The sequence below is a fragment of the Paenibacillus thiaminolyticus genome, from assembly GCF_007066085.1.
Taxonomy (GTDB): Bacteria; Bacillota; Bacilli; order Paenibacillales; family Paenibacillaceae; genus Paenibacillus_B; species Paenibacillus_B thiaminolyticus.
On record NZ_CP041405.1, the window covers coordinates 558,029 to 571,196 of the forward strand.

Annotated in this window: 13 protein-coding genes; 5 read left to right on the plus strand and 8 right to left on the minus strand. The window is 44.1% G+C overall.

Annotated elements, in window-relative coordinates; all coding sequences use genetic code 11:
• Both arsA and arsD read right to left on the minus strand, forming a co-directional pair.
• The gene (gene arsA, locus FLT43_RS02390; RefSeq protein ID WP_087443509.1) at positions 1-1,761 is read right to left on the minus strand and encodes an arsenical pump-driving ATPase; all 1,761 of its coding nucleotides are present in this window, start codon (positions 1,759-1,761) and stop codon (positions 1-3) included.
• An 18-nt stretch (positions 1,762-1,779) separates the two neighbouring features.
• Complete coding sequence (arsD, locus tag FLT43_RS02395; RefSeq protein ID WP_087443508.1) at positions 1,780-2,175, minus strand: arsenite efflux transporter metallochaperone ArsD; 396 nt, start codon at positions 2,173-2,175, stop codon at positions 1,780-1,782.
• A gap of 156 nt (positions 2,176-2,331) precedes the next feature.
• Here arsD and FLT43_RS02400 point away from each other — a divergent pair, with 156 nt between their 5' ends.
• The 5 genes from FLT43_RS02400 to gshAB are packed head-to-tail and all read left to right on the plus strand — an operon-like array spanning position 2,332 to position 7,936.
• Positions 2,332-2,652 carry an ArsR/SmtB family transcription factor gene (locus tag FLT43_RS02400; RefSeq protein ID WP_174818237.1) on the plus strand — a complete coding sequence of 107 codons (321 nt, stop codon included), beginning with the start codon at positions 2,332-2,334 and terminating at the stop codon, positions 2,650-2,652.
• A gap of 14 nt (positions 2,653-2,666) precedes the next feature.
• Positions 2,667-3,725 (plus strand): ACR3 family arsenite efflux transporter, encoded by a 1,059-nt coding sequence (gene arsB / locus FLT43_RS02405; RefSeq protein WP_087443507.1) that lies wholly within the window; start codon positions 2,667-2,669, stop codon positions 3,723-3,725.
• Positions 3,726-3,744: 19 nt separating this feature from the next.
• Positions 3,745-4,167: an arsenate reductase (thioredoxin) gene (gene arsC / locus FLT43_RS02410; protein WP_087443506.1), complete on the plus strand. Its 423-nt coding sequence runs from the start codon at positions 3,745-3,747 to the stop codon at positions 4,165-4,167.
• 59 nt (positions 4,168-4,226) lie between these two features.
• Positions 4,227-5,570, plus strand: a complete 1,344-nt coding sequence (locus FLT43_RS02415; RefSeq protein ID WP_087443505.1) for an MATE family efflux transporter — start codon at positions 4,227-4,229, stop codon at positions 5,568-5,570.
• A 26-nt stretch (positions 5,571-5,596) separates the two neighbouring features.
• Positions 5,597-7,936 (plus strand): bifunctional glutamate--cysteine ligase GshA/glutathione synthetase GshB, encoded by a 2,340-nt coding sequence (gene gshAB, locus FLT43_RS02420; RefSeq protein ID WP_087443504.1) that lies wholly within the window; start codon positions 5,597-5,599, stop codon positions 7,934-7,936.
• 863 nt (positions 7,937-8,799) lie between these two features.
• On the opposite strand, the gene FLT43_RS02425 is transcribed toward gshAB, so the two are convergent.
• The 6 genes from FLT43_RS02425 to FLT43_RS02450 all read right to left on the minus strand — a co-directional run bounded on the left by FLT43_RS02425 (position 8,800) and on the right by FLT43_RS02450 (position 13,165).
• Positions 8,800-9,087: a hypothetical protein gene (locus tag FLT43_RS02425; RefSeq protein ID WP_087443503.1), complete on the minus strand. Its 288-nt coding sequence runs from the start codon at positions 9,085-9,087 to the stop codon at positions 8,800-8,802.
• Positions 9,088-9,091: 4 nt separating this feature from the next.
• Positions 9,092-10,090: a DMT family transporter gene (locus FLT43_RS02430; RefSeq protein WP_164776447.1), complete on the minus strand. Its 999-nt coding sequence runs from the start codon at positions 10,088-10,090 to the stop codon at positions 9,092-9,094.
• A 225-nt stretch (positions 10,091-10,315) separates the two neighbouring features.
• Complete coding sequence (locus FLT43_RS02435; RefSeq protein WP_087443502.1) at positions 10,316-11,071, minus strand: response regulator transcription factor; 756 nt, start codon at positions 11,069-11,071, stop codon at positions 10,316-10,318.
• A gap of 7 nt (positions 11,072-11,078) precedes the next feature.
• On the minus strand, positions 11,079-12,386 hold the full coding sequence (locus FLT43_RS02440; protein WP_244194258.1) for a histidine kinase: 1,308 nt from the start codon (positions 12,384-12,386) through the stop codon (positions 11,079-11,081).
• Between the two features lie 110 nt (positions 12,387-12,496).
• Positions 12,497-12,778, minus strand: a complete 282-nt coding sequence (gene eutM / locus FLT43_RS02445; RefSeq protein ID WP_087443500.1) for an ethanolamine utilization microcompartment protein EutM — start codon at positions 12,776-12,778, stop codon at positions 12,497-12,499.
• Positions 12,779-12,883: 105 nt separating this feature from the next.
• On the minus strand, positions 12,884-13,165 hold the full coding sequence (locus FLT43_RS02450) for a BMC domain-containing protein (RefSeq protein WP_087443499.1): 282 nt from the start codon (positions 13,163-13,165) through the stop codon (positions 12,884-12,886).
• Positions 13,166-13,168: the final 3 nt, after the last annotated feature.

The following is a 13,168-nucleotide window of genomic DNA, read 5'->3' on the forward strand; positions in this document are numbered from 1 at the left end:
TTAGTGTTGAGTAAGTATTTCTAGCTGCCTCCATCCTGTTGGTTCGGTTGCTTTCCAAGGGACGAGAGCGGTGTGATTGGATAACACCGTGACTTTTTGAATCCATTTATTTTCTGCAAGAGCACGGTTTTGTAAGACAGGTTCTGTAGTCTTTATATCTTGCCAGCTTTGATTGACAACCCACCAATCGGGCTCGATCTCTGCACGTTGTAGATCCTTCTGAAGGCGTTCCGCTTCCATTACTGGTGTTGCCTCTGGTAATGTGACGATTACAACGTGGGTCTCCTCAGGATTGCGAAGGCGTGGGAGAAGGTTGCGTACGGAATCAGGAATATTCCCTGTCGATCGCTGAACTTCTCGATGATACGCCTCTGCTGCATCTAATAAGAGAAGGGTATGGCCGGTTGGTGCTGTATCCATCACTACAAATCCATGATCGGCTTCCTCTACGATGCGTGCAAATGCACGGAAGACCGCGATCTCCTCTGTACAAGGGGAGGCAAGGTCTTCTTTTAGTAGTTCCAGTCCATCCTGATCCAGATGGTCTACATTCATACCAATGATTTCACTGGAGTAACGAGTAGTCTCCAATTTAGGATCAATTCGACTGACCTGAAGGAGTGGGTATTTCTCCTCTATATCATCTCCAAGGGCGAGCGAGAGGTGTGCTGCTGGGTCTGTTGTCGTGAGATGAACACGATGCCCACGGCTTGCTAAACCTATTGCCAGAGAAGCAGCAACTGTTGTCTTTCCTACACCGCCTTTACCCATCGTCATGATTACACCGCTTGGTTTAGCCGTTAGGCTATCAAGAAGCGACGATAGGTTTTGGAGATTCAATTCCTCGACTTGCTCGGTGTTGTGGCTCAACACTGTGTCCTCATTCGGATCAAGAAACTCCTGCAAGAGATTTAATCCTGTTAGGTTATAAGGCTTCAACGAAACTTCATACTGTGGTAACGAGTTCAGCTCACTCGGCATATTGGCGAGAGCTGCATCTTGCCGGTCCGAAAATGCTTGGGCATTAGGGTCATCAGTTTGCCGTTTAAGCACGCCATTAATGATGAGGTGCTGATTGGTAATGCCAAGCGCTTGAAGCTCGACAGATGCTCGTGCAGCCTCCTGTAAAGCGGTACGTTCTGGACGGGCGACTAAGATTAGGATGGTCTGACTCGAATCGGATAATGCTTCTACTGTCTTGGAATACATCTCTTGTTTTGCGCTGATCCCCGAAAGCGGTCCAAGACAAGAAGCCCCATGGATGTTGGTATCCATAAACCCAGTCCAAGCTTTAGGAAGCTGCAAGAGTCGTAATGTATGACCTGTTGGAGCTGTATCAAAAACGATATGGTCGTATTCATTTTCGTTTGCAGATAATAGCTTGGTGAATTCATCAAAGGCGGCAATTTCAACCGTACATGCTCCTGAGAGTTGCTCTTCAATTTGTTGAATCGCTTCCTGAGGAAGAATGTCGCGATAAGGTCCAACCACTTGGTCCCGATAATCGCTTGCAGCTTGTTCAGGATCTAAGTTAGCTGCGTAGAGTCCAGAAACACCACTTATAGGCATGGGTTCACTATGGATCCTTGTCTCAAATAAATCATCCAAGTTCGAGGCTGGATCAGTACTGATCAAAAGGACTTTCTTTCCTTGGTTAGCTAATGCGATAGCGGTGGAGCAAGCAACAGATGTTTTACCCACGCCACCTTTACCAGTGAAAAAGATATAGCGATGATGTAGATCGGTAGGTACGTATTTCATGGGTAACGCCTCCTTTGCTTAGCAGCATCCACTACCTGGCTCACAACAACTTTGTGATTTAGGCTGCACCTTGATCGTTTTAATCGGTTTCTTTCCGAAGTTTACTGGTTCAAATGTAATCCCTGTCCAAGCTGTCAACTCCTCACGCGTTGGATAACGATTTTCCGTCTTTAGTTCGCCATCCACGATGGTGATCGGGAATGCATCAGGACCATGCTGTTGAAGGTGAGCGAGTGCAACCTGATTTATCGTGAATGCTTGAATGTCCTGAGACAGGTTGTAGCGTTGTACATCAAATCCATGTTTGCGTATTGCATCCAGATCGGCATCAATGCGAATGAGTTCAGGATCGACACTTGGTCCACAAACACCCGTGGAACAGCATAATGCAGGATCAAAGATTTCAATTTTCATTTGAGACATCTCCTTGCGTGTGATATTCTCGGATACGTGAGTAATTATATAATTATGTACTTATATTATCAACGGTTTCGGCAAATTAAATAATTAGTTGCTTATATAAGTGGATGATTATATAATAGGCATGAAATCAAGGAGGTGCACCGACATATGATGATCTCAATAGAGGAAATGGCGGAACAATTTAAGTTGTTAGGTGATAAAACTCGACTTAGAATTGTCTCACTTTTATCCCAACAACAAATGTGCGTTTGTCATTTAGTTGAGCTATTGCAATCGACTCAACCGAATATTAGCCAGCATCTTCGCAAATTAAAAGACGCAGGTTTAGTGGTAGAGGAGCGAAGAGGACAGTGGATTTTTTATTCTCTATCGATTGAGGGTAAACCTCATTTAAAAGAAGCAATTGAATATTTGCCGAAGGTAGGGGAAGAAGAGCAAGAAAAAATCAACGCAATGATGTGTGAATAAGGAGTGTGGATGTCTTGAGTCAAGGTAACACAAAGAGACTCTCTTTTCTGGATCGCTATCTCACCTTTTGGATCTTTGGGGCAATGGCCATTGGATTAGGGTTAGGGTATCTGGTGCCTAATTTCTCCGAAGTGCTTTCTAGCATGCAAATTGGAACGACTTCGGTACTGCTTGCTATAGGTCTGATTGTGATGATGTATCCGCCGCTTGCAAAAGTGAAGTATGAAAAGCTTGGACGGGTGTTTAAGGATTGGAAGGTACTCCTTCTGTCCTTAGTGCAGAACTGGATTATCGGTCCGATTCTGATGTTCTTCTTAGCTATTTTGTTTCTAAGTGATATGCCTGAATACATGATCGGATTGATCATGATTGGGCTAGCAAGATGTATTGCGATGGTCTTGGTATGGAGTGATCTGGCTAAGGGAGATCCTGAATACACAGCAGGTCTTGTTGCATTCAACTCGATCTTTCAGATCTTGTTTTATTCCGTTTTTACGTATGTGTTTATTACAGTGCTACCAGGCTGGTTTGGGGTTGAAGGCGCTGTTGTTGATGTCTCCATGGGACAGATTGCAGAGAGCGTATTGATCTATTTAGGGATTCCGTTTGCAGCAGGGTTACTGACACGTGTTATTGGAATCAAACTGAAGGGTCAACAGTGGTACGAACAAGTGTTGATTCCGAAGATTAGTCCACTTGCCCTGATTGCACTATTATTTACGATCGTCTTGATGTTCACACTTAAAGCAGAATTGATTGTCAAGTTACCGCTTGATGTAGTGCGTATTGCGATTCCCATGATCATCTACTTTGTCGTGATGTTCTTAGTATCCTTCTTCTTATCGAAAAAGTCAGGAACCTCATACCCAGTGGCTTCATCTTTATCTTTCACGGCTGCAAGCAATAACTTTGAACTAGCGATAGCCGTAGCGATTGGTGTGTTCGGCCTGGAATCAGGAGTTGCATTCGCCGCGGTAATTGGACCACTCGTTGAAGTACCCGTATTGATTGGACTTGTAAATGTATCGCTTTGGATCAAGCGGAAGTACTTTGAGCCTGCACTAAATAAGTAAGAACCAGGAGAGATTAAGGATGAGTAAACCATTGATGTATTTTCTATGTACAGGAAACTCTTGTCGGAGTCAGATAGCAGATGGATGGCTGAAAGCGTTAGGAAGCGATCAATACGAAGTCAAGAGTGCAGGGTTAGAGGCGCATGGTTTGAATCCAAGAGCGGTTCAAGTGATGAGCGAAGAAGGGATTGATATATCGAACCATACATCTGATGTGATCGATCCTGAGATTCTCAATCGTGCTGACTATGTCGTAACCCTCTGTGGGCATGCGGATGAGCACTGTCCTGTGATCTCGAATCCAAGAGTAGTGAAATGGCATTGGGGATTTGATGACCCTGCGAAAGCCGTTGGAACCGAAGAGGAAATCATGGCTCAATTCCGTGAGGTGCGCGATGCAATCAAAGCCAGAATCGAGTATTTCCTAGCAGAAGGAAAATAATCAGCGCTTTGAACCGACCCTTGTGGTCGGTTTTTACTTAGGGCATGAAGGAGTACAACATGAAAGGCACAACTGATTTAACCAAAGGTAAGATTATGCCGACTTTGATGAAACTATCCCTTCCGATCATAGCAACCAACTTTATTTCTACGACTTATGGACTTGTCGATATGATGTGGGTTGGCCGGCTCGGAAGTGGTCCTGTTGCAGCCATTGGGACGGCAAGCTTCTTTATTAATCTAGCCATCGCTTTGGCCACGATGATTACGATCGGAACGGGGATAAAGGTGTCCCATTGTATGGGAGCAGGCGAGGGTCATAAAGCTAAGACCTATATCAAAAATGGATTCATCATGTCAGTCTTACTAGGTCTTCTTTATATGGCATTCGTCTTTTTGACAAAGGATCATCTTATCGGGTTCTTTGATTTAGGTAGTGGTGAAATTGAGTTGATGGCGAAGCAGTTCTTATTGATCTCCATCTTGGGCACTGTCTTTTCCGTCGTAAATATCTTGTTCGCGACCATATTGAATGCGATGGGAAACAGCAAGCAGCCGTTTCATATCTTCACGGTTGGTCTTATTCTTAATATCATTCTCGATCCCTTTCTGATTTTTGGCGTAGGACCATTTGAAGGGTTGGGCGTTGTAGGGGCAGCTATTGCGACTTTGATGGCAAACCTTCTTGTGACGGTATTATTTATCATTCAAACAAGACATTCCGAGCTGATTACCAAGTCATCCTCATGGAATAGCCGCCTTATGAAAGAAGTCATCCGAATGGGACTACCGATCACCATTCAACGGGTGACCTTCACATTGATTTCCATCATCATAGCAAAGATCATTGTGCGCTTTGGTTCAGATGCAATTGCGGTTCAAAAAGTCGGCATTCAGATTGAATCAATCTCTTACATGACGATAGGTGGACTACAAGGCGCTATCGCTGCGTTCTTCGGACAAAATTATGGAGCGCGTCGATTAGATCGTATACACCAGGGATACCAACAGGCTTTACTGTTGACTTCGGGATTCGGTATCTTTATATCGTTCATTTTCATTCTCTTCCCTGGGCAGCTCTTCTCCGTATTTTTATCTGATGAGGCGAGTTTAGCGTTAGGTACGGATTATATGCGGATCATTGGTTATTCCCAACTGTTTATGTGCATGGAGCTCATGACGGTAGGTGCCTTTAACGGAATCGGGAAAACCCATATCCCACCGATTTTCAGTATTACCTTTACAGCGTTACGAATACCACTGGCCCTGATTCTATCTGAACCATTCGGCTTGAATGGGGTGTGGATGTCTATAGCATTAAGCAGTGTGTTTAAAGGAATTGTTTTGGTCTTCTGGTTTAGGAGAACGCTACGTAAAATGAAAGTTCCACAGACCGTGGTTTAACATAAGTAAGAAGGAAGGTCCAACATGTGAATTTGTTAAATCGTGAAACCATACAACACATAATCGATAATTCGTTAAATAAGGATTTGTTTCGAGGTCAATTTGGCTTAGAGAAAGAGAATGTTAGGGTAGATCATGAGGGTAAATTGGCGCTGACCCCACATCCTAAGGCGTTTGGGAGTAAGACGGAGAATCCCTATATCCAAACCGACTTTTCGGAGAGTCAGATCGAGATGATTACTCCATCCTTCGACTCGATTGAAGAGACATATCGGTTCATGGAAGCCCTCCAGGATATTGTGTCATTAGAGCTTGATGGTGAGTACTTGTGGCCAAGCAGTAATCCGCCAATCTTACCTGATGAAGAAGAGATTCCTATTGCTAAAATGAATGATCCAGTTGCGGATGAGTACCGCCATGAATTAGCAGATAAGTATGGTCGCAAAAGACAATTGCTAAGTGGGATCCATTATAATTTCTCATTTGATGAACGGTTCTTACGAAGGCTACATGAAACGTTAGGGCAAGGTGAAGCCTTCAAGGACTTCAAGGATGCAATTTACTTTAAGATTGCACGCAACTTGCTTCGGTACCGTTGGTTACTCATCTATTTAACAGGGGCCAGTCCAGTCTTTGATAAGACCTATATCAACAAGTGTGTGTCATTAGGACATTCAGATGATAACAAGAGCTACTACTTCCCGAATATGAATTCGCTGCGGAATAGTGTATGTGGCTATCGGAATGAAAAACCGTTCTATGTATCCTTTGATTCAACACATGATTACGTACAGGATTTGAATACGTTAGTTCAACAGGGCGAATTGCTAAATGCCAAGGAATTCTACAGCCCTGTGCGCTTGAAAACAGCCAAAGGGTTGAATCCCGTGCAAGAACTTGTGGAGGACGGAGTAGCTTACTTAGAGCTGCGCTTAATTGATCTCAATCCGCTACATAAGATTGGGATCAGTAAAGATACGATGTATTTTATCCATCTATTCATTCTCTTTATGCTGCTCAAAGAAGATGAGCCTTTCGGTACGGAAGACCAGAAGATGGCGGACCTCAATCATGATCAGGTGATCACGGGAGGCATTGAAGGGATCTTACATGATTCTAGAGGCGCCCTAGGCTCGATGAAGGAGATGGCACTTGCTTGTATCCGTGAGATGCAAGAAATGGTGCGGCTCTTGAATCCTGACGGGGAAGATTTGATCCAAATCCTTGATGGGGAGATGCAAAAAATCCTTCATCCCGAGTTGGGCTTTGCCTACAAAATTAAGTCGGATATTCAGAAATCCACTTATATGAAATATCATCTGGCTAAAGCCAAAGCGTATGCCGAAGAGAGCGAGAAAAGTGGGTACCGCTTTGTTGGATATGAAGATTTAGAATTATCTACTCAACTGCTTCTAAAGGCAGCCGTGAAACGTGGGATTACGTTCAAATTAATTGACCGTGATGAGAACTTCGTCCTACTTACTAAGGGAGACCACAAAGAATATGTAAAGCAGGCTACCAAGACGTCGCTAGACTCCTACAGTACGGTATTGATCATGGAGAATAAAATAGTGACGAAAGAAGTACTTAAGGAGCGTGGTATTCGAGTACCAAATGGAGATGCCTTCCGTAGTCAGGAAGAGGCATTCGCTGCCTATGAGGCGTACCGTGACAAAGCTATCGTCATTAAACCGAAGTCCACCAACTTTGGATTGGGTATCACCATCTTTAATCGTGCGTTCTCGAAAGAGGACTATCAAAAAGCATTTGAGATGGCGTTTAAACACGATCAGACCGTTCTGCTTGAAGAATTCATAACAGGTAAAGAATATCGTTTCCTGGTTATGGGCGATGAAATTGTAGGGGTACTGCATCGCGTACCAGCCAATGTCGTGGGTGATGGAATTCACACGATTGAGCAGCTCGTCCATGAAAAGAATAAAAATCCTCTTCGGGGTCGCGGTTATAAGACACCTTTAGAGAAAATCCAGCTAGGTGAAACAGAAACCATGTTCTTAAAGAATCATAACCATCTATGGAGTGAAATCCCTTCCTTAGGTCAAGTCGTCTATTTACGGGAAAACTCCAATATCAGTACAGGTGGAGACAGTCTTGACTTTACCGATGAAATTCCGGAGAGCTATAAAACATTAGCTATTGAATCAGCAAAGGCTGCAGGTGCTACTTTTTGTGGGGTAGACATGATGATTGATGATATTACATCTGAAGCATCCGATACAAATTACAGTATTATTGAGATCAACTTTAACCCGGCCATTCATATCCATTGCTATCCATACAAGGGGAAGAACCGTAAGGCGGATGAGAAAATTCTCGACTTGCTGTTTGGGGAAGTGGAAGATTAATTACGAATAGCTAATCTGCTTATATACGAAGGTATCGGTCAATCAGCTCTGGACATCATGTCCAGAGCTGATTTGTTTTTCATTGTATCTTTTAGGAAAGGGATTGTGATCAAACTGTGGAGTGACAAGAACATATATGCTTAAAAGTCGCAACTACGCGACTTTTTTTGTTTTAACGATATATGTTCTTGTCAGCCGACAATAGAGGAAAATATTCAAGAGTTCAACAAAAATAATGCACTAAAGTATTGGTTATATGATGTGTCACATCATATCTTATTTTTTTGTACTAATCGAATGGGGTATATAATGTGTCACATCATATAGAAACCTTTGGCAGACAAGAGCTAAAGGCACTTTTTAGACATATGTACAAAATACGGGTTTTGTGAAACAGTCAGTCCAAAAAATGCCGGAGACATCGACCACGATAATTCTTTACCTTCTAAGTTTTAGCTAACCAAGTTGGTTCAATATTTTTTTCGGTGTGCACCACCGGCTCATAGGACTCATCCTTTAATTAGTTCAATCTCTTTAAGCTCATTTCTAGCTCTATTCATTGCAATTTTCATCGTATCCTTACTTCGGAGTCTTCATCTTTACTGGGACGGTCGGCCTGAAAATAAAGCAAACTGTGGCAGCCATTTATCGATGCTCCCCCACATCCATTTTGATTTACGTCTAAATGGAATTAAAAGCAGTCTGAATATAAACGGCAGCAATTTTGAGGAATAATCAAGGATGCGAAATCCGTTCTTCTTGCAATAGACCATAAATCATAAAGAACTCCCGCGGTACAGTTGTTCACGGGAGTTCGTCTTCAATCTGAACCCGGCCTAAGGCCGGGTTGTATGAGATTGTTCTTAGTTTTGCGTCCACTTTTTAGGCAAATATTTATTGATCGTTTGGATTCCCTCATTGTTGATTGCATAGTACATACATAATTCCCCGTTAGCATCCAGCTCGTAATGGACCTCGTCAATCAGTCCGTTTGCCTGCAAGGACAGCATATGATCCAGAAAGTTTGCTCTTGTAAATTGACGTTCTCCACCGTATTCGCTTTTCAAAGCGTCCATTGCATCATCAATATTTGCTTGCTGCACAGTGGACATGAAAAGCAGCACCCGGGAGCGAATCGGCAACAATGGCATTTGCTTACGCCTCCTTCTTTTTGAACAGATCCATTGGATTCATTGAAACTAAAAGCGCTCCAAGCGTAATAATAACTGCGCCGGCAATTATTGTAGGAGTCAACGAACTACCGAGGAAGATAGCGGCAAAGACAACCCCCCACAGTACATAGGTAATGTTGAGCGACATGCCGACAGCAACGCCAACCATACTATTGGCCATATACCATGTCAGGAAAGAGATTGCCGTAAACAGGGCCGCAGCCGCGATAATGAGCATAGGCGACACGGAGCCAAGTACGGAAGTAAAGAGATCTGTCGCGCTGAAGATAGGTATCAGCACAGCAATATATACGAGTCCGGAAACGCCCTCGCGAATGGTAATGGCGATATTGGAATCAAGCATAGACATCCCGAAAGTAGCAAATACGCCTTCCAATCCCCAGCCAAGTGCGGCCACCAGAGCAAAAATAATGCCTAGTGTGAAATTATCCACTCCACCTTCAGGCTTGACATAAGAAATGAGCGCCGCTCCGATAACACAGATGAACATGCCGACGGCCACCCGTTTATCAATCTTCTGCTTCAGGAACATTCGCGCGAAAATAGCACCAAACATAGGACAAAGCGCCGAAATAGGAATAGCCGCCGCTCCAGCCATATCAATTCCAACTAGATAGGCCCCGTTGGCGATTGGACCGCCAAACACCGCGGCAATTGCCACCATCAACCCCGGTATTGTTACCAGACTGCGGCCGATTTCTTTGATCATCCCTTTCTTGAAGTTCCAGATCAAAAGCCAGATTGCCGCCAAAGCATCATTGATCGCCGATGCCACTATAGGCGCCGCAAACGCTCCTACGACCCCCAGAAAAGGCTCTCTCACCATAGCGAGGGCAACAACAGTACTGTAAAGGCCGAACGTTAACCCGGAAATCAGTCCGTAAGCGATTCCATTTCTTCGGAAACGACTGTTCATCTTTTGTTTCAGCATGCCGGCCGAAGCCACTGCTTCCTTCATCATCCATACACCTCTGTTAAGTAGATTTGTCTTCGTAGATGTATCTTCATTGTATAGCAAAGCGGCCATTGCGCCTGTTACTAACCGTACCTCTTGTTGGACTTCCTGAATCACTTTTTTCTCCAATCTGGTACTATTCGTACTTTTAGGACGACATAGAAAATAAAAAAACTCCCACCCGACATTAGTCGGGGGAAGTTTCCTTGATTCTATCTATAGAGCGTTTTTTTAAACTCGAGCTAGAACGCTTTTTTTGTATTCCTTCGGCGTCATATTCATTTGCTTGTAGAATACCCGGTTGAAATAAGACGGATCGGTAAAGCCGCATTCTGTGGAGATGCGATAGGCGGGATACCCGGTAGTCTCAAGAAGCTTGCAGGCATGTGCAATCTTGAGCTTGTTCACATAATCCGTATAAGTAACGCCGAGCTCCCTTTTGAATATGCGGCTAAAATATTGGGCATTCATGTACACATGACTCGCCACCATTTGCAGGGTCAGCTTATCTTTGTAATTTTGCTGAATATAATCGATGGCTTCTTGAATAAAGCGCTGACATTCTTGAGCCGATTCTATCTGATAAGTTTCGGTTGCACCATTTTCTTCTGATTGAGCAGCCTTCTCGAGCCCCTTACGAATCATTTGCCGCAATTTTTCCGGCTTGACCGGCTTAAGCAGATATTCGTGTACCTGCAGACTGATTGCCGCCTGTGCATAGGAGAAATCCGAGCTGGCCGACAAAATCGTCACGCAGGCGTTAGGGAGAAAGCGGCGAATTTCCTGTAACGAGGATATTCCATCCATTTCAGGCAGCATGATATCCATAAAAATAATATCCGGCCGATATTGCTTGGCGAGCTTAATCGCTTGCATACCGGTATCGCAAAGAAGAAGCTTATCTTCAGCACCTAGCATTTCCTGCGCGATGGATTGAAGAAATTCCTGTTCTATCGGTTCATCTTCAACAAACATAACTATGCTCATTGCATCATCACCTCGCATTTGGTTGGGTGGGGATGCGGATGTTAATCGTGCTCCCGCTGTAATCAGATTTCACGATCGATAACCCATACTCTTCTCCGAAATAACGCTTCAAACGGCTATCGGTACTCCGGAAGCCCACCCCGATCTTGCTGTCCGGCTGATGAATGAGCTTTAGTACCTCCGGCGAGAACCCGTTGCCATTGTCGATAACAGAAATGGTGATATCATTTTTGTACTTTTCGGCTATCAGACGAACGGTTCCTCCATCCCGCTTAGGGGTAATTCCATGAATTACTGCATTTTCCACAATAGGCTGAATCACCATATTCGGAATGCGATAAGCCTTTAATTCATTAGGAACAATGATTTCATACTGGAGACGGTTCTTGAAACGCGCCTTTTGTATATACAAATACTTCTCAATATTATCCACTTCAGATGCGATGGTATGAAGCTGATTATCCTGCTTCACATTGTATCGCAGCAAGTCGGACAGGCAATAGATCAATTCCTCCGTCGTATGGGAGTGTTCGAAATAAGCGATGCGGGCAATGGAATTCAACGTATTGAACAGGAAATGCGGATTGATGACGAGAGACATATTTTTGGCTTCTAAGTCAATCACTTTCTTCTCCAGTATTTCCTTTTCCGCAGACAGACGATTGATAATCCCGGTGTTCTCCTGCGCGCTTTCAACGATGTCGAGCGCAATATTCCTAGCGATATGATGGCAAAGCTGCTCGTGAATATCTGCTTTATCCTTGTCAATGGTTGGAAAAGCCGATATCGCCTTCGCGACAAACTCCAAATCCAGCCCCTTCATTTCGGCCAATTCCGCCGTGTTAATCAGATACTTCTGAAATTCCCTCTCCTGGGAATACGCTTGCATCCCCGATATGAAGCCAACAACCTCATCTTTGACCATAATGGGAAGCAAAATATTCTCCATGCCGTAACAGCAAACAAATCGCCCCTGTTCGCCTGAATTAAAGCGCTTCAAATAATCTGCGCAAGGCCGCGTAGGATTCTCCCAACAAATATGCCTGCAGAAATCAGGGGAAGGATTGAACTCCAGCAACACGTCTCCATTGTTATCGTGCAGCAGCAGCGAGAACTTGGAAAGAGACAGGATGCCGCTGTATCGTGCGTATACTTTGGTTGCGATCGGACTATTGGTTTTCAGCATAATCTCGTTGCACCCTTTCACCGAAAATGAACGGGAAAATAGATGTTTCATGCTAAATTTTTCACAATATATCATCTCTATTATAGCAATTTTCAACCTGTTTGGAAATAGTACATCCCTCCTCCTCAAAACCCTATTTAGAGAAATGCACCACTAGTACAAGCGGGATATCGCAGACAAAATAAAAAGGCCAAAACCCGTTTAATGAGTTTTGGCCTGTTGCAGAGCATCGAAATAAATTATTGCTTAGCAGCGGGAAGAATGTGTTCCACTTCACTGTGAGGACGAGGAATCACATGTACGGATATCAGTTCCCCTACGCGCTGTGCGGCTGCGGCACCAGCGTCCGTTGCCGCCTTCACAGCACCTACATCGCCCCGTACCATTACGGTAACAAGGCCGCCGCCTACCATCTCTTTGCCAATCAGGGTGACATTGGCCGCTTTGACCATTGCATCTGCTGCTTCGATAGAACCTACCAAACCTTTTGTTTCAATTAAACCCAATGCTTCCGATTTCATGTTACATTCCTCCTAAAAGTTGTTAAAAGTTTTGTAAGATTATAGCGCTAGCTTACCGAACAAAACTTGCTTCGGAAGCATAGGCTTATTTTATAGCTTTTTTAATTATTCCTTAGTAGTCGGAAGGATGTTCTCCACTTCGCTGTGGGGACGAGGAATCACATGTACCGACACGAGTTCCCCTACATTCTTCGCGGCCGCGGCGCCAGCATCCGTTGCCGCCTTCACAGCACCTACATCGCCTCGTACCATCACGGTAACAAGGCCGCCGCCTGCCATCTCTTTGCCAATCAAGGTGACATTGGCCGCTTTGACCATAGCGTCCGCTGCTTCGATAGAACCTACCAATCCTTTTGTTTCAACCAAACCAAGGGCTTCCGATCTCATGTT

Excerpts from the sequence above, each read along its gene's own strand:
- FLT43_RS02430 (WP_164776447.1), bottom strand. The coding sequence starts at position 10,090 with ATGATGAAGGAAGCAGTGGCTTCGGCCGGCATGCTGAAACAAAAGATG.
- arsD (WP_087443508.1), bottom strand. The coding sequence starts at position 2,175 with ATGAAAATTGAAATCTTTGATCCTGCATTATGCTGTTCCACGGGTGTT.
- FLT43_RS02415 (WP_087443505.1), top strand. The coding sequence starts at position 4,227 with ATGAAAGGCACAACTGATTTAACCAAAGGTAAGATTATGCCGACTTTG.
- arsC (WP_087443506.1), top strand. The coding sequence starts at position 3,745 with ATGAGTAAACCATTGATGTATTTTCTATGTACAGGAAACTCTTGTCGG.
- FLT43_RS02435 (WP_087443502.1), bottom strand. The coding sequence starts at position 11,071 with ATGAGCATAGTTATGTTTGTTGAAGATGAACCGATAGAACAGGAATTT.
- arsA (WP_087443509.1), bottom strand. The coding sequence starts at position 1,761 with ATGAAATACGTACCTACCGATCTACATCATCGCTATATCTTTTTCACT.
- FLT43_RS02400 (WP_174818237.1), top strand. The coding sequence starts at position 2,332 with ATGATGATCTCAATAGAGGAAATGGCGGAACAATTTAAGTTGTTAGGT.
- eutM (WP_087443500.1), bottom strand. The coding sequence starts at position 12,778 with ATGAAATCGGAAGCATTGGGTTTAATTGAAACAAAAGGTTTGGTAGGT.
- FLT43_RS02450 (WP_087443499.1), bottom strand. The coding sequence starts at position 13,165 with ATGAGATCGGAAGCCCTTGGTTTGGTTGAAACAAAAGGATTGGTAGGT.
- FLT43_RS02425 (WP_087443503.1), bottom strand. The coding sequence starts at position 9,087 with ATGCCATTGTTGCCGATTCGCTCCCGGGTGCTGCTTTTCATGTCCACT.